This is a genomic window from Longimicrobium sp., from assembly GCF_036388275.1.
In the GTDB taxonomy this organism is placed as follows: Bacteria; Gemmatimonadota; Gemmatimonadetes; order Longimicrobiales; family Longimicrobiaceae; genus Longimicrobium.
This window is the reverse complement of record NZ_DASVSF010000078.1, coordinates 94061-115056: the sequence shown is the minus strand read 5'-3', so window position 1 is coordinate 115056 and position 20996 is coordinate 94061. Positions and strand designations below refer to the sequence as shown.

22 protein-coding genes are annotated in these 20996 nt (G+C 69.8%); 8 read left to right on the top strand and 14 right to left on the bottom strand.

The window, feature by feature from the left end; all coding sequences use genetic code 11:
- Positions 1–49: 49 nt before the first annotated feature.
- A complete protein-coding gene (locus VF632_RS16615) occupies positions 50–1261 on the bottom strand; it encodes a glycoside hydrolase family 5 protein (RefSeq protein WP_331024045.1) in 1212 nt (403 codons plus the stop codon).
- A 229-nt stretch (positions 1262–1490) separates the two neighbouring features.
- Here VF632_RS16615 and VF632_RS16610 point away from each other — a divergent pair, with 229 nt between their 5' ends.
- The 4 genes from VF632_RS16610 (at position 1491) to VF632_RS16595 (ending at position 4739) form a co-directional block, all read left to right on the top strand.
- Positions 1491–2309, top strand: a complete 819-nt coding sequence (locus VF632_RS16610; RefSeq protein ID WP_331024044.1) for a WecB/TagA/CpsF family glycosyltransferase — start codon at positions 1491–1493, stop codon at positions 2307–2309.
- 229 nt (positions 2310–2538) lie between these two features.
- Positions 2539–3840 (top strand): putative glycoside hydrolase, encoded by a 1302-nt coding sequence (locus VF632_RS16605; RefSeq protein WP_331024043.1) that lies wholly within the window; start codon positions 2539–2541, stop codon positions 3838–3840.
- Between the two features lie 203 nt (positions 3841–4043).
- The gene (locus VF632_RS16600; RefSeq protein WP_331024042.1) at positions 4044–4340 is read left to right on the top strand and encodes an AbrB/MazE/SpoVT family DNA-binding domain-containing protein; all 297 of its coding nucleotides are present in this window, start codon (positions 4044–4046) and stop codon (positions 4338–4340) included.
- 3 nt (positions 4341–4343) lie between these two features.
- Positions 4344–4739 carry a hypothetical protein gene (locus tag VF632_RS16595; protein ID WP_331024041.1) on the top strand — a complete coding sequence of 132 codons (396 nt, stop codon included), beginning with the start codon at positions 4344–4346 and terminating at the stop codon, positions 4737–4739.
- 78 nt (positions 4740–4817) lie between these two features.
- Here VF632_RS16595 and lysA read toward each other — a convergent pair whose 3' ends face one another.
- The 4 genes from lysA to hisS form a co-directional block, all read right to left on the bottom strand.
- Positions 4818–6092 carry a diaminopimelate decarboxylase gene (gene lysA, locus VF632_RS16590; RefSeq protein WP_331024040.1) on the bottom strand — a complete coding sequence of 425 codons (1275 nt, stop codon included), beginning with the start codon at positions 6090–6092 and terminating at the stop codon, positions 4818–4820.
- An 83-nt stretch (positions 6093–6175) separates the two neighbouring features.
- Positions 6176–7669 (bottom strand): proline--tRNA ligase, encoded by a 1494-nt coding sequence (gene proS / locus VF632_RS16585; protein ID WP_331024039.1) that lies wholly within the window; start codon positions 7667–7669, stop codon positions 6176–6178.
- Positions 7670–7738: 69 nt separating this feature from the next.
- Positions 7739–8299, bottom strand: coding sequence for a Uma2 family endonuclease (locus VF632_RS16580; protein WP_331024038.1), 561 nt, complete (start codon positions 8297–8299; stop codon positions 7739–7741).
- An 80-nt stretch (positions 8300–8379) separates the two neighbouring features.
- Positions 8380–9669, bottom strand: coding sequence for a histidine--tRNA ligase (hisS, locus tag VF632_RS16575; protein ID WP_331024037.1), 1290 nt, complete (start codon positions 9667–9669; stop codon positions 8380–8382).
- A gap of 158 nt (positions 9670–9827) precedes the next feature.
- Between hisS and VF632_RS16570 the strand changes: the two genes are divergently transcribed.
- Genes VF632_RS16570 through VF632_RS16560 form a run of 3 tightly spaced genes read left to right on the top strand, consistent with a single transcriptional unit; the run spans position 9828 to position 11199 of the window.
- Positions 9828–10190, top strand: coding sequence for an antitoxin Xre/MbcA/ParS toxin-binding domain-containing protein (locus VF632_RS16570; protein ID WP_331024036.1), 363 nt, complete (start codon positions 9828–9830; stop codon positions 10188–10190).
- A 1-nt stretch (position 10191) separates the two neighbouring features.
- Positions 10192–10701: an RES family NAD+ phosphorylase gene (locus VF632_RS16565; RefSeq protein ID WP_331024035.1), complete on the top strand. Its 510-nt coding sequence runs from the start codon at positions 10192–10194 to the stop codon at positions 10699–10701.
- A 33-nt stretch (positions 10702–10734) separates the two neighbouring features.
- Positions 10735–11199 carry a hypothetical protein gene (locus VF632_RS16560; RefSeq protein ID WP_331024034.1) on the top strand — a complete coding sequence of 155 codons (465 nt, stop codon included), beginning with the start codon at positions 10735–10737 and terminating at the stop codon, positions 11197–11199.
- On the opposite strand, the gene VF632_RS16555 is transcribed toward VF632_RS16560, so the two are convergent.
- From VF632_RS16555 to VF632_RS16515, 9 genes are all read right to left on the bottom strand, one after another.
- Positions 11196–12485, bottom strand: coding sequence for a folylpolyglutamate synthase/dihydrofolate synthase family protein (locus VF632_RS16555; RefSeq protein WP_331024033.1), 1290 nt, complete (start codon positions 12483–12485; stop codon positions 11196–11198). The two genes, VF632_RS16560 and VF632_RS16555, sit on opposite strands and share 4 nt — an antisense overlap.
- Positions 12482–13360 carry an acetyl-CoA carboxylase, carboxyltransferase subunit beta gene (accD, locus tag VF632_RS16550; RefSeq protein WP_331024032.1) on the bottom strand — a complete coding sequence of 293 codons (879 nt, stop codon included), beginning with the start codon at positions 13358–13360 and terminating at the stop codon, positions 12482–12484. The genes VF632_RS16555 and accD overlap by 4 nt, the downstream gene beginning before the upstream one ends.
- Positions 13361–13431: 71 nt before the next feature.
- Entirely contained in the window at positions 13432–14667 is a 1236-nt protein-coding gene (gene rodA / locus VF632_RS16545) for a rod shape-determining protein RodA (protein ID WP_331024031.1), read from the bottom strand.
- Between the two features lie 64 nt (positions 14668–14731).
- The gene (locus VF632_RS16540; protein WP_331024030.1) at positions 14732–15205 is read right to left on the bottom strand and encodes a hypothetical protein; all 474 of its coding nucleotides are present in this window, start codon (positions 15203–15205) and stop codon (positions 14732–14734) included.
- 6 nt (positions 15206–15211) lie between these two features.
- Positions 15212–16246 (bottom strand): rod shape-determining protein MreC, encoded by a 1035-nt coding sequence (gene mreC, locus VF632_RS16535; protein ID WP_331024029.1) that lies wholly within the window; start codon positions 16244–16246, stop codon positions 15212–15214.
- A gap of 68 nt (positions 16247–16314) precedes the next feature.
- Positions 16315–17349, bottom strand: coding sequence for a rod shape-determining protein (locus tag VF632_RS16530; protein WP_331024028.1), 1035 nt, complete (start codon positions 17347–17349; stop codon positions 16315–16317).
- A 175-nt stretch (positions 17350–17524) separates the two neighbouring features.
- A complete protein-coding gene (gene dut, locus VF632_RS16525) occupies positions 17525–17974 on the bottom strand; it encodes a dUTP diphosphatase (protein ID WP_331024027.1) in 450 nt (149 codons plus the stop codon).
- An 87-nt stretch (positions 17975–18061) separates the two neighbouring features.
- On the bottom strand, positions 18062–19174 hold the full coding sequence (ald, locus tag VF632_RS16520) for an alanine dehydrogenase (protein WP_331024026.1): 1113 nt from the start codon (positions 19172–19174) through the stop codon (positions 18062–18064).
- Between the two features lie 183 nt (positions 19175–19357).
- Positions 19358–19789, bottom strand: coding sequence for a TraR/DksA C4-type zinc finger protein (locus VF632_RS16515; protein WP_331024025.1), 432 nt, complete (start codon positions 19787–19789; stop codon positions 19358–19360).
- Positions 19790–19895: 106 nt separating this feature from the next.
- Between VF632_RS16515 and VF632_RS16510 the strand changes: the two genes are divergently transcribed.
- Complete coding sequence (locus VF632_RS16510; RefSeq protein ID WP_331024024.1) at positions 19896–20909, top strand: YeiH family protein; 1014 nt, start codon at positions 19896–19898, stop codon at positions 20907–20909.
- Positions 20910–20996 lie beyond the last annotated feature (87 nt).

Here is a 20996-nt window from a genome sequence, read left to right as displayed (position 1 = left end):
CGCGGAGGCCATGGCCTCCGCGCCTCGCCTCCGGGTGCCGCGCGCCCGGTCAGTAGCTGCCGAGGCGCTGCTTGATGACGGCGCCCACCCGGGTGGGCGTGCCCGACCAGTCGGTGATCAGGAACGAGCGGTCGCAGATGGGGTCCGCCGCACCGTTCTGCGCGGGCGAGGTGCCCGCGGGAGGCGCCGTCCACGACCAGGCGATCCACCCCATGCCCAGTTGGTCGGCCGTGTCCATCAGCGCCCGCGCGTACGTCTCCTTGCAGTCGCGCGTGCCGAACTCGGTGGCGATCACCGGGTCGGTCTTGGCCAGGAACGCCCAGTCGGCTTCCCAGTCGGAGGGCTGGTTGTCGTCGGGCCACTCCGGGTGGTTCCACGGGTGCGTCGAGTACGCGATATTGTACCCGCTGACGCGGTGGCCGGGCACGCCCTTGAGCTTGTATCCCCAGTTGGTGCCCGTGAGGATCACTACGTTCTTCGCGCCCGTGGCCCGCACGATGTCGTACAGCTCCTGCATGCCCACCGCCTGGAACGCCGGCCGCGGCCCGTAGGTGCTCTCAGCCGGGTGCATTCCGCCGTTCTTCCACATCGTCCAGTTGCTGTACCCGCCCTCGCCCCCGATGGGGAACGGCTCGCTGAACAGTTCGAACAGCACCCCGCCGTCGTTCTTGAACCGGTTGGCGACGTCCTGCCAGAACGGGATGGAATGGTTGCGATCGGGCATCGGCTGGTGCGTGTTGCCCACGGGCTCGTAGCTGGCGATCCCCCGGTCGCTGTACTGCAGCGCCAGGATCACGTACAGCCCCGCCTGGCGAGCCTGCCGCACCACCCGCTCCACCCGCGGGGCGTAGCCCGCGTCGTACGCCCGCGCCGTCGGCATCCAGTAGTACTGCGCCAACTCGATCCGAACCGTGTTGGCGCCCCAGGAACGGATGTTGGCGAAGTCGTGGGCCGCCGCGGTGTCCATGGACAGCCGTCCGCCCTCGGGGCTGAACGAGAGCGCCGGGCGAGACACGCCCACGAAGCGCACGGCCTTGCAGTCGGTTGCGCTGAGCAGCTTCGTGCCCACCGCGACGAAGCCGTTGGGCGCGGCGGCGAGCTCCGTGCCGTCCAGCGTCACGCGGCCGCTGCCGTCGCACTGGGCCCCGGCGGTCTGCTTGGGGCCGGTAGAGTCGCCCAGCAGCTCGCACCCGGCAAGCGCGACGGCGGCCAGCAGGGCGGCGACAGCCGGGCGGGCGCGCGGGGAGAACGAAAGTAGCATCGGATCACCTGCAGCAAGTCGGCGGGCGTGCCGCAAGCGGCTGGGAACACGGGCGTTGTGCTCCGGGCCGGGAACGGGTGTGCCCACGGGTACGCCCGCAGGGTTGGCAAGGTTCAGGCCAGCGGACGGCGTGTGCTACCCACGGCCGAAGCACGGAACTTGCCTTTGCGCGTCGCGCCCGATGGCCGGCGGCGACCGGCCGTACAATCCCGACCCCACGCGCACCTCCATGCACCCTGGCAGTGCCCTTCCGGCCCCGCGGCCGAACGAGCCGCGCACCTACGAGATGCTGGGGGTGCGCTTCAACCTTGTGGATGACGCCGAGCTGCTCGGCGCGGTGGAACGCGCCGTGGAGTCGGGTGAGCGCCGCGTGGTGGGGGGGCACAACCTCCACAGCGTGTACCTGTACCACCGCGACCCGCGGATGCGGCGCTTCTACGCCGAGTCGCGCGTCACCTTCCTCGACGGCATGCCGCTGGTGTGGCTGGCCCGCGCGCTGGGCTACCCGTCACGCCGGGCGCACCGGCACGCACCGATCGACTGGATGCCCGCGCTGCTGGAGCGCGCAAGCCAGCGGGGCTGGCGCGTGTTCTTCCTGGGATCGCTCCCCGAGGTCGAGGCGAAGGCCGCGCAGGTGTTCCGGGCGCGGTATCCCGGCCTTGCGCTCGAAACCCATCATGGCTACTTCGACGTGGCCCCGGGCAGCGCCGAGAACGAGGCGGTGCTGGCCCGCATCCAGGAGTTCCGCCCCCATCTCCTTTGCGTGTGCATGGGGATGCCGCGCCAGGAGCAGTGGATCGTCGACAACCTGGAGCGGCTCCCGGCCGCCGCCATCTTCGACCTGGGCGCGCTGATGGATCTCTTTGCCGGCGCCCTGCCCACCCCGCCCCGCTGGGTGGGCCAGGTGGGTCTCGAGTGGCTGTATCGGCTGTGCTCGCACCCGCGACGGGTCTGGCGGCGCTACCTGGTGGAGCCCTGGTTCCTGCTGCCGCACCTGGCGCGCGACCTGGTCCGGAGCCGCCGCGCCCCGGCCATCCGGGGCGAGTAGCGTTCGCACCGCGATCCGCCTTGCGGTGGGGCGGTTCCGGGAGTAAACTCGGCACCCTTTCTGCGGTGCCTTTCATCGGCGGATCGCCACCATCCGTTTGCGTCGCGAAGGGCCCTCTCCGGGGCGCCCGCCGACGCTCGTCCTGGTCCCGGTCTTCGCCATCGTCCGTCCCTGAGCGGGGCTCCCCCGGCCCCGCCGCACGTCCGCGCTTCTGCTCCGTGGTATCGACATGTGGTTCGTGGGTCGCCGTACCGTCGCGCCGTTCCTCGTCCTTTCCGCGCTCGCCTCCGCGAGCTGCGACGCCCTCGAACAGAACGCCATCCGCGAGGTGGGGCTCGCCAGCCGGCTGGCGGCCGAAACGCCGGCTTCGCGGCAGCCCGCGCCGCCCGCCCCGCGCGAAACGATGCCGCCCATCATCCGCGGCATCTACGTGAGCTCGTACGCCATGGGCAACCCGGTGCGCCGCGCCGAGCTGCTGGCCCTGGCCGACACCACCGAAATCAACGCGTTCGTGGTCGACGTCAAGGACGAGGACGGGGTGCGCTATCACAGCGGCATCCCGCTGGCCATGGAGGCCACGCACCCGGGGAGCATTCCCGTCCGCGACCTGAAGGCGGTCGCCGACACCCTGCGGGCGCACGGCATCCACCCCATCGCCCGCGTGGTGGTGTTCAAGGACCGGCGCCTGTCCCGCGTTCGCCCCCAGTGGTCCATCCGCACGCCCAAGGGCGAGCCGTGGCGCGACCACCAGGACCTCACCTGGGTCAGCCCGTGGGAGCGCGGCGTGTGGGAGATGAACATCGCCATCGCCGAAGAGGCGGTGCGCGCCGGGTTCCGCGAGGTGCAGTTCGACTACGTGCGCTTCCCGGAGCAGTACGGCAGCCTTCCGCTGCAGGTGCATCCCGCGGCGGACAGCGCGGGCGACCGGACGGACGCCATCGCGGGGTTCCTGGCCGCCGCACGGGCGCGCATCCATCCGCTGGGGGCCACGATCACGGCGGACGTGTTCGGCCTGTCGATGAACGAGTCGCGCGACGTGGGGATCGGGCAGCAGTGGGAGCGCATCTCCGCCACGGTCGACGGCGTGCTGCCGATGGTCTACCCCTCGCACTACTTTCCCACGCACCTGGCCGGCATCGCCCGTCCCAACCGCATGCCGTACCAGACGGTGCTGCACTCCGTGGGAATGGGCGTCATCCGCAACCAGCGGCTGAAGGAGGCCGGGATCCAGCCGGCCCGCATCGTTCCCTGGCTGCAGGCGTTCACGGCCACGTGGAACGACCGCGGCTTCCGCTACGGCCCGCAGCAGGCGCGCGACCAGATGCGCGCCGTGTACGATCTGGGACTGGAGGACTGGATCCTCTGGCATCCCAACTCCAACTACGGGCAGATCGCCGGGGCCTTCGCCCGCGAAACCGCGCCCGAGTCCAGGCGCGTGGTGCCGCCGGGATCGCTCGCGGCGACGGTGGACCGGTTCGACCGCGAAGGCGCAGCCGCCGAACGCCAGCGCCTTGCCGCGACCGCGGACTGAGCAAAGCCGGACGAAGGATGAAGGAAACGCCTCCGGGACCCTGGGTCCCGGAGGCGTTCTTCTTTGGCGCAAACACTCACGGCTGACGCCACCTGGCGCACATTTCCGCTCCGTCCGCGCCAGAGGTGGTACCAAGACCATTGCGCCCACCTCCTGCCCCTTGCAGATTTTCTGATCTTCATACATTCTGCAGGAGCTACACCGTGGCACAGTCGGAATCCATCAAGGTAGGGAAGCGAGGCGCGATCGTGCTGCCGGCCGCGCTTCGCCGCCAGTACGGCCTCGAAGAAGGCGCCACCCTCATCGCCGAGCCCACAGAGGAGGGCATCATGCTCAAGCCAGCCGTGGTTCTTCCGTTCGAGCGGTACACGCTCCAGCGCAAGGCCGAGTTCCTGCTCAACAACGCCATCGGGGCCGACGAGTACCGCTGGGCCGCCGCCGAGGTGCGCCGCATGGGGCTGGACCCCGACGGCATCCCGCACGAGCAGCCCTCGTCCTGAGGCGTGGACGTCCTGTTCCTGGACGCCAACGTGCTGTTTTCGGCCGCGTACCGCACCGAGTCACGGCTGGCGCGGTTCTGGTCCCTGCCCGGCGTGGAGCTGGTCACCTCGGCGTACGCCATCGAGGAGGCGCGCCGGAACCTGATGCGCGCCGAGCAGGTGGAGTGGCTGGACGTGCTCGCGGGCGGGCTGCGCATCGTGCATGAGCGGGGAACGTGGGCGCTGCCGCGCGACGTGATCCTCCCGGACAAGGACCGCCCCATCCTAGCGGCGGCGGTCATCAGCGGCGCCACCCACCTGATCACGGGCGACCAGGCGCACTTCGGCGTGTGGTACGGCCAGCAGCTCTGCGGCATCCTGGTGCTGCGCCCCGCCGCGTACCTCGAATCGCGGCGCTGACGCGGGTCCACACGAAGAGAAAAGCGCCTCCGTGACGTCGGGTCCCGGAGGCGCTTTCGTGTGCGGCTGACGGCGAGATCAAAGGTCCATCTCGGCGGCGACCAGGTCGTCCACCGTCTCGCGGCGGCGGACCAGCGTGGCCTCGGCCCCGTCCACCATCACCTCGGCGGGGCGCGGGCGCTGGTTGTACTGGCTGGACATGGAAAAGCCGTACGCGCCCACCGTCATGATGGACAGCAGCTCGCCGGGTTTGGGCACCTCCATCTCGCGGTCCAGCGCCAGGAAGTCGCCCGTCTCGCAGATCGGGCCCACCACGTCCACGTGGCCCCGAGCGCGGCCGTGCGGCTCCACCGGCTCCACGGCGTGCCACCCCGAGTAGTGGCTGGGGCGCAGCAGGTCGTTCATCCCCGCGTCGGTGATCACGAAGCGCTTGCCGCCGCCCTCCTTGACGTACAGCACCCGCGTCAGCAGCGCGCCCGATTCGCCCACCAGGAAGCGCCCCGGCTCCACCACCAGCTTCAGCCCCGTCGCGGCGACGGCGGGAACGATCTCGTCGGCCCACTCCGCCGCGGAGATCCGCGGCCCGCCCTCGTAGCTGATCCCCAGCCCACCGCCCAGGTCCAGGAACTCCAGCTCCACCTCTTCGCGCTTCAGCTCGTGCGCCAGGTCCAGCACGTAGTCCAGCGCCTGCCGGAAGGGGCCCACCTCCAGGATCTGCGAGCCGATGTGCACGTCGATTCCGCGCACCCGCACGCCCGGCATCTTGGCGGCGATGCTGTACAGCGTGCGCGCCCGCGCCGCGGCGATGCCGAACTTGGTCGCCGCGTGGCCGGTGCGGGTGTACGCGTGCGGCGTGGGGGTGTCGATGTCGGGGTTCACGCGCAGCGCCACGGGCGCGCGGGTGCCCATGGCGCACGCAAGGTCCGAAAGGGCGCAGAGCTCGCCCTCACTCTCGACGTTGAAGGCGTAGATGCCAGCGGAAAGCGCGGCCGCCAGCTCGATCACCGTCTTCCCCACCCCGCTGAAGACGATGCGCTCCGGGGGAATGCCCGCCAGCAGCGCCCGGTGAAGCTCGCCGCCGGAAACGATGTCGGCTCCGGCGCCCAAGTCGGCGAGGGTGCGGAGAACGGCCAGGTTGCCGTTGGCCTTCACCGAGTAGGCGATCAGGTGGGGCACCGGCGACAGCGCGTCGTCCAGCTCGCGGAAGCGGTCGCGGATGGCGTTCTGGCTGTACACGTACAGGGGCGTCCCCCAGCGGGCCACCAGCTCCTGCATGGGAACGTTCTCGCAGTGCAGCACCCCGCCCACGCGCGGGAACGCCTCGGCCGCCAAAGGCTCAGCGATGTTCTCCAATCGTATTCCTCCGCTGTTTGACGCTGTCGCTCGAACCGCCGCGCCAGAAACAAGGACCGCCCGCAGGGCGGCCCTTTTCCGTGTCAGTACGACTTGGCCCAGACCGCCTCGTGCTGGGCGGCCGCGCCGCACACCAGGCATGCCTCGGGCGCCGTCTCGGAGCGGAACTCCTCGAACGGCAAGCAGCGGATGGTGGCCTTGGTGTCGTCCTTCACCTTTTCCTCGCACTCGCCCGAGCCGCACCAGCCCGCGTAGACGAACCCGCCCGGGCCGTCCATGATCTCGCGGAAGCGGTCGTACGAATCCACGCCCCGGTGCGAGTTGGCGTCGCGGCGCGCGCGGGCGCGCTCCAGCAGGAAGGCCTGGTAGTCCTCCAGCCGCTGCGCCATCGACGCCAGCACCTCTGCCTCGGGAAGGAACTCCTTGCGCTGCTCGCCTTCGGGAATGCGCCGCGCCAGCACCACCTGGCCCTTGGCGATGTCCTTGGGGCCCACCTCGATGCGGAAGGGCACGCCCTTCATCTCCCACTCGAAGAACTTGGCGCCCGGCGTAAGCTTGTCGCGATCGTCCACGTGCGTACGGATGCCCGCGAGCGCGGCAACGATCTCGCGCGCCTTGCCCAGCACCAGCTCGCGCTCCTCGTCTTTGCGGTAGATGGGAACGATCACCACCTGGATGGGCGCCACGCGCGGGGGCATCACCAGCCCCGCGTCGTCACCGTGGGTCATCACCAGGCCGCCCACCATGCGGGTGCTGGCGCCCCACGACGTGTTCCAGGCGAACTCCTCGGCCCCGCTCTCGCTGGCGAACTTCAACGCGAACTGCTTGGCGAAGTTCTGCCCCAGGTTGTGCGAGGTGCCGTTCTGCAGCGCCTTGTTGTCGCCCATCATCGCCTCGCACGTGTAGGTGCGCAGCGCGCCTGCGAACTTCTCGGACTCGCTCTTCTGCCCGGTGACCACCGGCATCGCGAGCCATTCTTCCATGAACTCGCGGTACACGCCCAGCATCTGCAGCGTCTCGGCCTCTGCCTCGTCGTGCGTGGCGTGCGCGGTGTGGCCCTCCTGCCACAGGAACTCGGTGGTGCGCAGGAACAAGCGGGTGCGCATTTCCCACCGGACGACGTTCGCCCACTGGTTGTACAGCAGCGGCAGGTCGCGGTAGCTCTGCACCCACTTGCTGAACATCTCGTAGATGATCGTTTCCGACGTGGGCCGCACGATCAGCGGCTCCTCGAGCTTGCTGTCGGGGTCGGGGATCAGCCCACCGCCCTCCACCGCCTTGAGTCGCGTGTGGGTGACGATGGCCGCTTCCTTGGCGAACCCTTCCACGTGCTCGGCCTCGCGGGCCAGGAAGCTCTGCGGGATGAAGAGCGGAAAGTAGGCGTTCTGGTGCCCGGTTTCCCTGAAGCGCAGATCCAGCCGGTCGCGCATCAGCTCCCACAGGCGGTAGCCGTAGGGGCGAATGACCATGCATCCGCGCACGGGCGAGTAGTCGGCCAGCTCGGCCTTGAGCACCACTTCGTTGTACCAGGCGCTGAAGTCTTCGGCCTGGGTGGTCAGCGCTTTTTCGTTGGCCATGAGATCGGTATCGGTCAGGCCGCCGATGAAGGCGGCGGCGATGTCAGTTGCGAGGAAATCCGATTCGGCTCAGCGCTCGAACAGGCGGCGTACAGGCACGTTCATCCCGGGAACCAGGTCAGACAGGTCCATCTCCTCGTCAGCACCGAGTTCGGCCGGGTGGCTCCCGGGGCGAAAGAGCGTGGCAGTCACGCGATCGTAGTCGATGACCAGCACCACACGCGTTCCCGCGTTCAGCCAGCGAGCCACCCTGGCTGGGAGATCCGCCGCTGAACGCGCGTCGGACACGACCTCGCCCGCGAGGTCCGGTGCGCCCTCGAAGTAGAAATCATCTTCGTAGCGCGCCGGAGGCGTCCACCGCCCTGCCGCCACGAACGCGAAACTTGGAGCCAGGACGGTATCGGGAGCACGCTCCACCAGGAAACCGGCGGGACCCACCACCTCGCCCACTCCGCGGCGGTACACGTGCTCGTTCAGCGCGAAGAGCCCGTTGCTCGCGAGCCGTGCATGCCGCCACCCTGCGAGCGGCCGGTCGTGGATCACTCCGCGGATCAGTTCCCGGCGCGTATTGCTGTCCGGCATCCGGAACAGCTCCTCCGCGGTCACCAGGCTGCTGGTCGTCCCCGTCATGCCGCCCTCCAATTTCCGAACGCACACCTGCTTGCGCGGAAAGCCCGCGCCGGCTCAGCCGTACGTTGCCGGCGCGGGCGTCACGGTCGGCCCAGCTCGGCCAGGGGGACGCGCGACTCATGGCCGGTCTCCATCTCCTTGACGACGGCGACACCTTCCGCCAGTTCGTCGGGACCCAGGACGACGGTGCGGCGCGCGCCCACGGCGGACGCGTTCTTGAACTGCTTGCCGACCCCAGCCTGTTTGAGCCCGTACTCCACCGAGGCGCCCGTTTCGCGCAGCCGGTGCGCGAGCGCGAGCATGTCGTCGCGCTGCTCGGGGGTGACGGCGATCAGGTAGTAGTCCACGCTCTGCTTCGTCGACGGCAGCAAGCCGCGGTCGGTCAGCAGCTCCTTCAGCACCACGTCGCCCATCCCGAAGCCGAGCGCCGGCAGGTCCACACCCGCGATCTGCTTGAGCAGGTTGTCGTAGCGCCCGCCGCCGCAGATGGCGCGCAGCTCGCCGCGGGTGTCGAACAGCTCGAAGACGATCCCCGTGTAGTACGCCAGCCCGCGCACGATCGACAGGTCGAAGCGCACGTAGTCGCCCAGCCCCATCGCCCGCAGCGCGCCGAAGAACTGGCCCATCCGCTCGATCTCGGGCCCCACGCCCTCGGTGGACCCGTACGCCTGGCGCACCGCGTCGAAGTCGGTGTAGCGGAAGATGTCGAGCACCCGCTCCGCCGCCTCGTCCGTCAGCCCCGCCTCGCCCGTCAGCCGCTTCGCGATCACTTCGCGCGAATCGCGCTCCAGCTTGTCGATGATGTTGTAGACCAGGATCAGCTGGTCTTCGGGCGTCCCCGCGTGCAGGAGCAGCGCGCGCAGCAGCCTGCGGTCGGAGATGCGCGCCACGAAGTCGTCGGCGGTAAGCCCCAGCACGCGCAGGATGTCGATGGCGGCGGCCAGCAGCTCGGCATCGGCGGCGACCTCTTCCTCGCCCAGGATGTCGAAGTTCAGCTGAAAGTGCTCGCGCAGGCGCCCGCGCTGCGCCCGCTCGTAGCGGAACAGCTGCGGCAGCGAGAACCACTTGATGGGCTTCCGCATTCCGCCCGCACGCGCGCCGGCCATGCGCGCCAGCGTGGGCGTCATCTCCGGGCGCAGCGCCACGTGCCGACTGCCCTTGTCGACGAAGTCGTACAGCTGTTTGACGATCTCGGGCCCCGACTTTTCCGTGTACAGCTCCAGCGGCTCCAGCGGAGGCCCGTCGTATTCCTGGAATCCGTAGCGGCGCGCCACCTCGCGCCACGCCGCCATGATGTGCGTGCGGATGGCGAGATCGTCGGGATAGAAGTCCCGGAACCCGGGCAGCGCCTGAAAGTTGGAGTTCGACATAGCCGGAGAATGTATCTTCCCCCGCCCGGGCAGAGCAACCGGTTCGCCAGTCAGAGTCCCGTCCAGCGCGTGCGCAGACCGGACAAATCGCAGGACACTTGATCGGACAACAGGGCCGATGTACATTGCGTCCGATAGTTGCCACACCCGGAGGTTTGATGATGAGTCTTGTGCAGACGGAGCGGCGGGCGGCGGCGGATGTGATCGACTGGGCGCATTCCGCGCTGGCTTTGAACTACGGCGAAATCGGCGTTGCCCTCAAAACCACGGAGCGTACGGTGCGTCGCTGGAGAACGTGCAAGTTTACGCCTCGCGGCGCTGCCCGCGACCGGCTGGAAACTCTTCGTGAGCTACGGCACCTGCTCACTGCGGTGTTCGGCACCGAGACCGCTGCCGCCGAGTGGCTGCATTCGTCCGTCCCCGCGCTCAGGGGCCGCACGCCCGCTTCGCTGCTGCGAACCGGTGCCATCGAATCGGTGATCGAACTCCTCGCGACGATCGAGTCTGGAGCGTACGTGTGATATGAGAGTGACGCGGCGTGTCTGGAGACACGTCCCTGTCGGCGCCGAGCCACTGCATCTGGGGTGGATCTTGAAAGCCGGGCGGGGTCGCTGGAATAGCCGGCGGCCCCGCCTTCCTTGTTTATACACATCTTTCACGCCAGAGACGGCCATCGCAGAGTTCGAGAAGCACGTAACCGCCTATGGAGCCGGGGCTTTGCGACGCGACCTCGTGTCCATCGACGTGTCCGTCGGCCCCGTTCTCGACCTCACCTGCCCTGCCACGCTCCATCGCTACGACCTCACCCCCGCTGCGCTGCGGAGCGATGATCCGTACGACCTGGCACGCTGCCGGGCGCTCGCGGCGCGCGCCGTGATCGACGACGATCACCGGGCCATCCTCGCTCCATCCGCCGCACTTCCGGGCGGAACCAACCTGATGATCTACATCGAGAGCCGCGCCGGCCGGCTGGAACTCGCCAACGGTCCCGATCGCATCACCATCACGCCCGAGTTCCGCCTGGGCAGCTGAGCGCGGGCAGACGACTTGCTCCGATGCCCGCGCATGTCGCTGCTCGCGGTGGACCTGGGGCTCCGGACGGGGCTGGCGCTGTACGGGGATGATGGACGGCTGCGGTGGTATCGATCGCAGAACTTCGGCAGTGCGTCGAGGCTGCGGCGCGCGGTGCACGGCCTTCTGAACACGCTGCCAGAGGTACGCTGGCTCGTTCTGGAGGGCGGCGGCAACCTGGCCGGGATCTGGGAGAACGAGGCCGAGAAACGCGCGCTCGAGGTCCTGCGGATCGGCGCGGAGGTGTGGCGGCAACGCCTGCTGTACGGCCGCGAGCAGCGCACCGGCGCGCAGGCCAAGAGCAACGCCGATCCGTTCGCCCGCCGCATCATCGAGTGGTCCGGCGCCCCCCGCCCCACTTCCCTGCGCCACGATGCCGCCGAGGCTATCCTCATTGGCTTCTGGGGCGCGCTGGAAGTGGGGCTTCTCGACGCAGTCCCGGTCGAACTGCGTCGCTAGACGACGGGGATTTCCAGTGCCGCCAATGCGTCGCCGACCGTGTGCACCGAGCCGGTGACGAGCACGGTTCCGTAGGGCGCCATCGTCTCGGCGCGCATCAGGGCTGCGGAAAGGTCGGGGATCACGCGGATGGGGATCTGCGCGTCCAGCGAGCGCGCGACGTGCTCCGGGTCCCACCGCCGGCCCTCCGGTGCAGTCGGCGCGGTGGTGAGGATGGCGGCGTCCGCACGGGCTAGCAGCGGCGGCAGCATCTCGTCCCACTCCTTGTCCGCGAGGATGGCGGCGATCACCACCAGCGGGCGGTCGAACGCGACCTGGTCCAGCGACTCGCAAAGCGCCTGCACGCCCGCAGGGTTGTGCGCCACGTCGAAGATCCACGTTCCACCACGGATGCGCTCCACCTGCATCCGCCCCGCCCAGCGCACCTCCGCGAACCCCCGCTCGATCGCTTCCCATCCAGGACGGACGTCATCGGGCAGAAGTCCCAACAGTTCCGCCGCCAGCGCCGCGTTGCGCGCCTGGTGCGCCCCGATCAGCGGAATCCGGACCTCGTGGCTCCCCCAACGCTCCGACCCCAGGCTGAAGCGTGTCCCCTCGAGCGAGAGTGAGACGTCGCCGATGCGCGCCGCGCGGTCCAGCTCCGTCAGCGGCGCGCCGACCTCCGCCGCGCGCTGGCGCAGCACGTCCAGCGGCCCCGCCGCGGTCTCGGCCGTGATGGACGGGACACCGGGCTTGAAGACGCCCGCCTTCTCCGCCGCGATCTCCTCCAGCGACTCGCCCAAGTACTCCGTGTGGTCTCGCGCCACGTTCGTCACGGCGACGGCGAGCGGGCTGATCACGTTCGTGGAATCCAGCCGCCCGCCCAAGCCGACCTCCACGACCGCCAGGTCCACACCCGCCTCGGCGAAGCAGAGAAAGGCGAGCGCCGTGGTGGCCTCGAAGAAGGTGGCCTCAGTCCGCTCGATGGTGGGACGCAGCCGGGCCTCGCACGCCGCGAGCAGCTCCGCATCCACCGGATGCCCGCCGATGCGGATGCGCTCGCGGAACGACACCAGGTGCGGCGAGGTGTATAGGCCGATCGTCCGCCCCGGGTGCGCGGCGCGCATCGCGGACTCGCACAACGCCGACACCGAGCCCTTGCCGTTGGTGCCCGCCACGTGCACGGAAGCGAATCGCCGGTGCGGATGGTCCGCACCGGCGAGCAGTTCTTCCGTCCGTTCCAGCCCCCAGCGGATGCCGCCCGAGGTGCGGGCGAAGAGCCAGGCCGCGGGATCGTCGGGCTTCACGCCGCTTCCCAGGCCCGCGCCGCCTCCGACGCGGGCAGTCCCATCATGTGCCGCAGCATCCGCGACACGTACGGCTTCATCTTCCGCCGGTCGATGATGTCGTCGAGCATGCCGAACTCCAGCAGGAACTCCGAGCGCTGGAAGCCTTCCGGCAGCTCCTGCTTGATGGTCTGCTCGATCACCCGCGGCCCCGCGAAGCCGATCAGCGCGTTGGGCTCGGCCACGTTGATGTCGCCCAGCATGGCGTACGACGCCGTCACGCCGCCCGTGGTGGGGTCCGTCAGGATCGACACGTAGGGCAGCCCCTCCTCGTGAAGCTGCGCGAGGACGGCCGAGGTCTTGGCCATCTGCATCAGGCTGAAGATCCCCTCCATCATCCGCGCCCCGCCCGACTGCGAGATGATGATCAGCGGCTTGCGCCCCTCCAGCGCCCGCAGCCCCGCGCGCGCCAGCTTTTCGCCCACGACGGAGCCCATCGACCCGCCGATGAAGGAAAAGTCCATCACGCCGATGGAAACGGGAACCGCGTCCAGTTCGCCGTCGCCGGTGAGCACCGCGTCGCCGTGGGTGCTCTTGCGCTCCGCCGCGATCAGCCGGTCGCGATAGGCCTTCAGGTCTACGAACCCCAGCGGGTCGGCCGAGCGCAGGTCGGCGTCGAACTCGGTGAACGTGCCCTCGTCGATCAGCAGCGACACGTACCCGTCGGCCGAAAGGCGCAGGTGAAACGCGCAGCTGGGGCAGACGTTCCAGTTCTCCTTAAGCTTCTGGGTGTAGAGGATGTCGTTGCAGTTGGGGCACTTTTCCCACAGCTCGCCGGGCAGGTCGCGGCGGTCGGCCGCCTGCAGGCGCGTCTTGGGCTTGCGAAACCAGGCCATGAGGACCGGAGTTGGATGCGGTGGAATACGGACGGAGGCCACACCGAGAGGCGCGCCAGCCCCGAGTGGGGCTAGCGCGCCTTTTCGGCGGCGATTCGCTGGATGACGGCCATGGCCAGCAGGTTCACCAGGAGGAACGAGCCGCCGTAGCTGATGAAGGGCAGCGGAATGCCGGTGACGGGCATCACGCCCACCGTCATCCCCACGTTGATCAGCACGTGGGTGAACCAGCTTCCCAGCAGGCCGATGGGCACCAGCGAGGCAAAGGGATCGCGCGAGCGCTCGGCGATGCGGATCAGCCGCCAGAAGATCAGGCCGAAGGTGATCAGCACCGCCATCACGCCGACGAAGCCCAGCTCCTCGCCGATGACGGAAAAGATGAAGTCGGTGTGCTGCTCGGGAAGGAAGGCCAGCCGCTTCTGCGGCCCCTCCAGGTACCCCTTGCCGAACCATCCGCCGCTGCCGATGGCCACGCGGCTCTGGATCAGGTTGTAGCCGCTCCCCCGCGGGTCGATGCTGGGGTCCAGGAACACCAGGAAACGGTTCTTCTGGTACGGCTTCAGCACGTTCCACAGCGGCAGCGCCACCGCGCCCGCCACCGCGTTGGCCACGAAGATGGAAACCTTCTCCGACAGGAACGCGTTGCGATAGAACAGCATGGCCAGCAGCAGGACGATGTACACGCCCCACACCCATGCGCTGATGGAAAGGAACAAGCTGAGCAGCGGGCTGACCAGGAAGAAGATGGTGGCCAGCGGGGTGCCCGCCCAGTACAGCGACCACACCAGGATCGCCGCGAAGGCCAGCGCCGAGCCCAGGTCCGGCTGCAGCATCACCAGCCCCATGGGCAGGGCCACCACGCCGATGGGCTTCCACAGCTGCCACAGCGTCTTCGGCGGCTCGCGCCACTCGCCCAGCACGCGCGCCAGCATCAGCACCGTGGCGATCTTGGCCATCTCCGACGGCTGAAGGCCCACCGGCCCAATGCGGATCCAGCTCTTGGTGCTGGCGCCCGTGGTGCCGCCGCTGCCGAACACCAGCGCGGCCATCAGCAGCACCAGCCCCAGCGCGTACGCCGGCTGCGCCCCCCACTCCAGCCACCCGATCCGAACCTTCAGGATCATGTACAGGATGGGCATGGCCAGGCTGAACCACATCAGCTGCTGCTTCCACGTTCCCTCGGCGCGGGTGCCGGGTACGTCCACCATCCCCGCGCTGAAGATCATGGCGATGCCGAACAGCGCCAGCCCCACCACCAGCCAGAAGAGGACCGGGTCGCCCAGGCGCACGGCACGATAGCGCTTCACCGGGCCACCTCGGGCAGCCGGGGAACCGCCATCGAACTACCCTCGGAAAGCATCCTGCTCATCTCTATGCCACCGCCCGGTACGCCGACGCCGCGGCCACCCCGGCCGCGGCGGCATACGCCGCGGCCACCAGCGAGAAGGCCAGCACCGTCACCGGCCCGGCACTGTCGTTCACCATCATCAGCAGGTACATCCCCGCGTCGTACAGCCACTTGCCGATGAACAGGTAGGCGGCCAGCAGCACCGGGCTGTCGCCCGCCACCACCTCGCGCGAGCGCGCCCCGATGTACCCCAGGATGCTCAGCACCAGCGCGCCGGCCCCCAGCGTGTGCGGGTTGGCGGCGCCGTCCAGCACGCCCAGGAGGCACCCCAGCCCCGCCGCCCACCCCGCCCGCATGCGGCGCGCCGCCAGCAGCAGCGCCACCAGGAGCAGGTCGGGCGCAAAGGCGCCCAGCCCCAGCCCCACCCGCAGCACGAAGTACAGCAGCGCGAGCACCGCCACGAACCCCACGAATTGCCAGCGCGTCCCCTCGGTCACGTCCCCTCACTCCACACGGCTGGTGTCGGCAGCGGCCGACGGATTTCGGGGCGCCGGCAGTCCCGGCGGCACCCGCGGCTCGCCTGGGAACACCGGGGTTCCCGGCAGTTCCGGCGTTGGATCTACCCTGCGCGGGCGCGGAGCCGGGCGGGTCTGCGGGCGCGCCTGCGGCCGCGTTTGCGCGGGCCGCGCCGGCGCCGCCGCGTCGGGCGAAAGCGGGCGGGCCGTGTCGGCCGACGGGGGCGGGGCGGTGAGCCGCACTCCCCAGGCCCCCGCCAGGTTCTGGTCCGAACGTCCCGTCACCGGCTGGCCCAGCACCAGCACGTGCGCCATCTGCGCGGGCGCCACCAGCGGCCGGACGTAGTAGATGCGCTGCCAGCCGTCGGGGTCCTTGCCCGTTCCCGCCACCCGGCCCACCGGAATGCCCTGCGGGTACACGCCGCCCTCGCCCGAGGTGACGATCATGGCCCCCGTGTCGGGGGCCGTGTGGAAGGCCACCGGGCTGAAGGCCAGCAGCCGCTCGCCGTTGCGCTCGATGGGCTCGGCCACCCCGTACGTCTCGCCGTCCAGCGTCATCACCGAGGCGCGGAAGTTGGGGTGCATCCACGCCCGCATGATGGCCGACTCCGACCCCAGCTGCGACACCTGCCCCGCCAAGCCCTCGGCGGTGATCACCGCGGCGCCGTCGGTCACCCGGTCGCGCCGCCCGGCCGAAAGGCGAAGCATCCCGTCGGAGCCGGGGCCCGCCATCCACCGCCCCTCGGCGGGAACGAACGAGTAGGCCAGCCGCTCGCGGAAGCCCAGCAGGCCCCGCAGCTCGCGGTTTTCGGCGGCCAGCGTGGCCTGCCCCACCAGGTAGGCCGCCAGGCTGTCGCGCTCGGCGCGCAGGCGCGCCGCGTCGGAATAGCGGCCGTGGCGGTCGGCCGCGCCGCGCTGCATGGCCAGCACCGGCCGCAGCGCCGTGGCGCGCAGGGCGTGGCCCACGCCGTCGCGGTAGGGCTCGGGCATCAGCAGCAGGAGCAGCGAAAGGGCGGCGAACACCCCCGCCAGGGCCAGGTCCCGCTTGCGGCCGCGCTCGCCCGCGCCGCGCAGGTAAGGTCTGAACGCGCTCAGGACGTCAACACTCCTCTGTACTTGGCCACGTCGTCCAGGATGCGCCCGGCGCCGCGCACGACGCAGGTGAGCGGGTCCTCGTCGACGTGGATGGGAAGGTTGGTTTCACGTGCGATCAGGCTGTCGAGCCCCCGGATCAGCGCGCCGCCGCCCGTCATCACGATCCCCCGGTCGACGATGTCGCTGGCCAGCTCGGGGGGGGTGATCTCCAGCGCCCGGCGAACCGCCTCGACGATGGCCTGGATGGGCTCCTGGATGCACTCGCGGATCTCCTGCGAGTGCACCCTCACCGTCTTGGGAATGCCCGACACCAGGTCGCGCCCCTTGACGTCCATCTCCCGCTCGTCGCCGGTGCTGTACGCGCTGCCGATCTGGATCTTGACGGCTTCGGCCGTGGCCTCGCCGATCATCAGGTTGTAGTTCTTGCGCATGAAGGTGACGATGGCGTTGTCGATCTCGTCGCCCCCCACGCGGATGCTGGTGTCGCACACGATGCCCGACAGCGCGATCACCGCGATCTCGGTGGTGCCGCCGCCGATGTCGATGACCATGTTGCCCGTAGGCGTTTCTACCGGCAGCCCAACGCCGATGGCTGCGGCCATCGGCTCGGCCACCATGTAGACCTCCTTGGCCCCCGCCGCCGCCGCGCTCTGCCGCACGGCCCGCCGCTCCAGCTCGGTGATGCCGCTGGGCACGCCCACCACCACGGTGGGCTTCAGCTTCAGGAACCGCTTGCTGGTGACCGTCTGCAGGAAGTAGCGGAGCATGATCTCCGTTACGTCCACGTCGGCGATCACCCCGTCCTTGAGCGGGCGCACGGCGGTGATGCCTTCGGGGGTGCGGCCCAGCATGCGCTTGGCCTCCAGCCCGATTCCCTTGATGCGGTTGGTGGCTTTTTCCACCGCCACCACCGAGGGCTCGTTCAGGACGATCCCCTCGCCCTTTACGTATACGAGCGTATTCGCCGTCCCCAGATCGACGGCGATGTCGTTCACCGGGATGAAGCTGCCAGACCGTAACCAGCGAAACATGTCTTTCGTCGTAACTTTCTCGACCGGGGGCAGAACCCGCGGGCGCGTCGTTTCGGCGTGCAAACCGTGGAAATATCGGAGCCTGCAAAGCTAGGCCCCCCCACGTACCCCCGCAACCCGGCGCCCCGGAAGTCGCCGCGGCCAGATGCACGGGCCATGCCGGGCGGGCGCGCCCTCAGCGGCCGGTAGACCCGAAGCCCGATTCGCCCCGGCCGGACTCGCTCAACTCGTCCGCTTCTTCCACCTCGGGCGCCAGGAAGCGGGCGAACACCAGCTGCGCGATGCGCGTTCCGCGCGGAACGGGCACCGGCTCCGTCCCCGCGTTCCACACGATCACCTTGAGTTCGCCCCGGTAGTCGGGGTCGATCGTCGCCGGCGAGTTGGGAAGGGTGATGCCGTGGCGAAGCGCCAGCCCCGAGCGCGGGCGCACCTGGCACTCCACGCCATCCGGCAGCTCGATGGCGAGCCCGGTCACCACCAGGCGCCGCTCGCCGGGCTGCAGCACGAAGTCCGGCTCGGCCGAGGCCACGTCGTAGCCGGCCGAGCCGGGAGTCTGCCGGGCGGGGAGCGGCAGGTCGGGGTTGTGGGGAAGCCGCTTGAAGCGGACCCGCATGGGTTCGGTCATGGGAGCTTTCGAGGGAGGTCCCGGATGCGGAACAGCCCCCACCGGCGCGAGGTCCGGTGGGGGCTGCGGGCCGTCTCCGCGGGCGGATCAGACCAGGACGGACTGCAGCGGCACCAGCGGAAGGCCGAAGGCCTCGGCGACGCCGGGATACACCACCTGGCCGTTGACCACGTTCAGCCCCAGCGCCAGCGCGGGGTCCTGGCGGCAGGCTTCCTTCCACCCCAGGCGCGCCAGGCGCATGGCGTAGGGGAAGGTGGCGTTGGTGAGCGCCAGCGTGGAGGTGCGCGGCACGCCGCCGGGCATGTTCGCCACGCCGTAGTGGATCACCCCGTCGATCTCGTAGATGGGGTCTTCGTGCGTGGTGGGGCGGATGGTCTCTACGCAGCCGCCCTGGTCCACCGCCACGTCGACGATCACCGACCCGTCCTTCATGCGCTTCAGGTCGTCGCGCTTGATCAGGTTGGGGGCCTTGGCGCCCGGCAGCAGCACCGCGCCCACCACCAGGTCGGCCTGCTCCACCCGCTCCATCAGGTTGTGCCGGTTGCTGTAGATCATCTCCACGTTGGCCGGCATGACGTCCGACAGGTAGCGCAGGCGCTCCAGCGACACGTCGAGAATGGTGACGCGGGCGCCCAGCCCCGCCGCCATCTTGGCCGCGTTGGTGCCCACCACGCCGCCGCCGATGATCACCACGCTGGCGGGCGCCACGCCGGGAACGCCGCCCAGCAGCATCCCGCGGCCGCCGTAGTACTTTTCCAGGTACTTGGCGCCGGCCTGGATGGCCATGCGCCCCGCCACCTCGGACATGGGCGTCAGCAGGGGGAGCTCGCCGCTGTCCAGCTGCACCGTCTCGTACGCCACGCACACGGCGCCCGAGTCGATCATCCCGCGGGTGAGCGCCTGGTCGGCGGCGAAGTGGAAGTAGGTGAACAGGAGCTGGCCCGGCCGGGTGCGGCCGTACTCGATGGCGATGGGCTCCTTGACCTTCATGATCATCTCGGCCCGCGCCCACACCTCTTCCACGTCGTGGATGGTGGCGCCGACGGAGGTGTACTGGTCGTCGGTGAAGCCGCTGCCCAGCCCGCCGCCGCGCTCCACCATCACCTGGTGGCCGGCCTGCACCAGGGCCTCGGCGCCGGCGGGCACCAGGGCGATGCGGTTCTCGTTGGTCTTGATTTCCTTCGGAACGCCGATCAGCATCGTCAGCAGCGGGTTCGGGTATTTCGGTGGTGCGTCTGGCCCGCTCACTTCGGCGGGCGGGCACAATATACACGCGCCGCCGGGTTTGGCGAGTGTCTGGTCACGAGGTCACTACCGTAACTACGGTAACTACGGGGCGACGCCCATCCACCGTGGTGACCGTAGTTACCGTCGTGACCGTCGTTACCGCTGTTCCTCGTTCGCGTGGCCGTCGGCCTCGCGGGGGTTGGCGTCGGCGTCCGAGGCTGCGTCGCGCTCGCGGGCGTGCTGCGCGCACAGGCGGGTTTCGGGGATCACGTCCAGCCGCTCCATCCCGATGTCCTGGCCGCACACGTCGCACAGCCCGAAGCGCTCCGGCTCCTTGTACAGCAGGCGCAGCGACTCGTCGATGGCGTACAGGCGCCGCCCCTCCATGCTGGCGAAGAGGAAGTCCTTTTCGTGCTCCTGGTGCTCGGTGGCGATGTCGGCCGGGTGGTTGTCGGCCAGGCTCAGCTCGCCCGTGCGCTCGCGCAGGTCCTTGGCGGTCTCGTCGAATTCGCCGATCGCGTCGAGCACCTGCTCACGCTCGCGCAGCAGCCGCTGCTCGATCTGCCTGCGCTGTTCTTCCTGAAGCATCGGGGGTTGCGGTCCGGGTTAGGTTGTCGGCGGCCCAGTGCCGCGCGTGCCGCCGGCGCGCACCGTCAATCTCCGTGCCTGCCCCGTGACCGACACCGGTTCCGCAGTGACCCAGCCCCGTCCCCCGCTCGTGGGGTACCTTCCCGGCCTGGCGCTTTCCGCCGCGCTGGCCGCCGCCGCGTGGGCGCTGCAGGAGGTGGAGGTGCGGGCCACGGGGCACGCCGTGGTCGAGGCGCTGGTGCTGGCCATTCTGCTGGGGATGATCGTGCGCACCTTCTGGAAGCCCGGCGCGCGGTGGGAGCCGGGAATCTCGCTGACGGCCAAGCAGGTGCTGGAGATCGCCATCGTCCTCCTGGGCGCGTCGGTGAACCTGCCCCTGCTGCTGCGGGCCGGCGCGCCGCTGGTGATCGCCATTCTCGCCGTCGTCGCCACGGGGCTGGTGGCGGGCTACGGCATCGGCCGGGCGCTGGGGCTCAACCCGCGCCTCGCCACGTTGATCGCCTGCGGAAACGCCATCTGCGGCAACTCCGCCATCGCGGCCGTGGCGCCTGTCATCGGCGCCGACGACGAGGACGTGGCGTCGTCCATCGCCTTCACCGCCGTGCTGGGCGTGGTCGTCGTCATGGGCCTGCCGCTGCTGATTCCCGTGCTGGGCTTCGACGCGTACCGCTACGGCGTGCTGGCGGGAATGACGGTGTACGCCGTTCCGCAGGTGATCGCGGCCACCTTTCCCGTCAGCGCGCTGAGCGGCGAGGTGGGCACGCTCGTCAAGCTGGTGCGCGTGCTGCTGCTGGGCCCCGTCGTGGTCTTCTTTGCCGTGCGCAACCGCAGGATCGGCGAGCAGAAGCTGGCGCCCGGCGCCTTCGTGCCGTGGTTCATCACCGGCTTCCTGGTGCTGGCCGCCGCGCGTTCGCTGGGCGCCATCCCCGCCGAGGTGGCGCTGCCGGTGCGCGAGCTGTCGCGGTGGATGACGGTGGCTGCCATGGCCGCGCTGGGGCTGGGCGTGGACGTACGGGTGCTGGGCCGCGTCGGAGGGCGCGTGATCGCCGCGGTCACCGGATCGCTCATCGTGCTGATCAGCCTGAGCGCCGCGCTGATCGTGCTGCTGGGAATCGGCTGACGCCGGAACGCACTTACGCACTCACGCACTCACGCACTGAAAGAGGCCCGCCCGGAACATCCGGATGGGCCTCTTCTGCTCCCCAGC

What these genes read in the sequence shown, in the direction of transcription:
- VF632_RS16615 (WP_331024045.1), bottom strand. Translation starts at nt 1,261, where the DNA reads ATGCTACTTTCGTTCTCCCCGCGCGCCCGCCCGGCTGTCGCCGCCCTG.
- VF632_RS16610 (WP_331024044.1), top strand. Translation starts at nt 1,491, where the DNA reads ATGCACCCTGGCAGTGCCCTTCCGGCCCCGCGGCCGAACGAGCCGCGC.
- VF632_RS16605 (WP_331024043.1), top strand. Translation starts at nt 2,539, where the DNA reads ATGTGGTTCGTGGGTCGCCGTACCGTCGCGCCGTTCCTCGTCCTTTCC.
- proS (WP_331024039.1), bottom strand. Translation starts at nt 7,669, where the DNA reads ATGGCCAACGAAAAAGCGCTGACCACCCAGGCCGAAGACTTCAGCGCC.
- VF632_RS16580 (WP_331024038.1), bottom strand. Translation starts at nt 8,299, where the DNA reads ATGACGGGGACGACCAGCAGCCTGGTGACCGCGGAGGAGCTGTTCCGG.
- hisS (WP_331024037.1), bottom strand. Translation starts at nt 9,669, where the DNA reads ATGTCGAACTCCAACTTTCAGGCGCTGCCCGGGTTCCGGGACTTCTAT.
- VF632_RS16570 (WP_331024036.1), top strand. Translation starts at nt 9,828, where the DNA reads ATGATGAGTCTTGTGCAGACGGAGCGGCGGGCGGCGGCGGATGTGATC.
- VF632_RS16565 (WP_331024035.1), top strand. Translation starts at nt 10,192, where the DNA reads ATGAGAGTGACGCGGCGTGTCTGGAGACACGTCCCTGTCGGCGCCGAG.
- VF632_RS16560 (WP_331024034.1), top strand. Translation starts at nt 10,735, where the DNA reads ATGTCGCTGCTCGCGGTGGACCTGGGGCTCCGGACGGGGCTGGCGCTG.
- accD (WP_331024032.1), bottom strand. Translation starts at nt 13,360, where the DNA reads ATGGCCTGGTTTCGCAAGCCCAAGACGCGCCTGCAGGCGGCCGACCGC.
- VF632_RS16530 (WP_331024028.1), bottom strand. Translation starts at nt 17,349, where the DNA reads ATGTTTCGCTGGTTACGGTCTGGCAGCTTCATCCCGGTGAACGACATC.
- dut (WP_331024027.1), bottom strand. Translation starts at nt 17,974, where the DNA reads ATGACCGAACCCATGCGGGTCCGCTTCAAGCGGCTTCCCCACAACCCC.
- ald (WP_331024026.1), bottom strand. Translation starts at nt 19,174, where the DNA reads ATGCTGATCGGCGTTCCGAAGGAAATCAAGACCAACGAGAACCGCATC.
- VF632_RS16515 (WP_331024025.1), bottom strand. Translation starts at nt 19,789, where the DNA reads ATGCTTCAGGAAGAACAGCGCAGGCAGATCGAGCAGCGGCTGCTGCGC.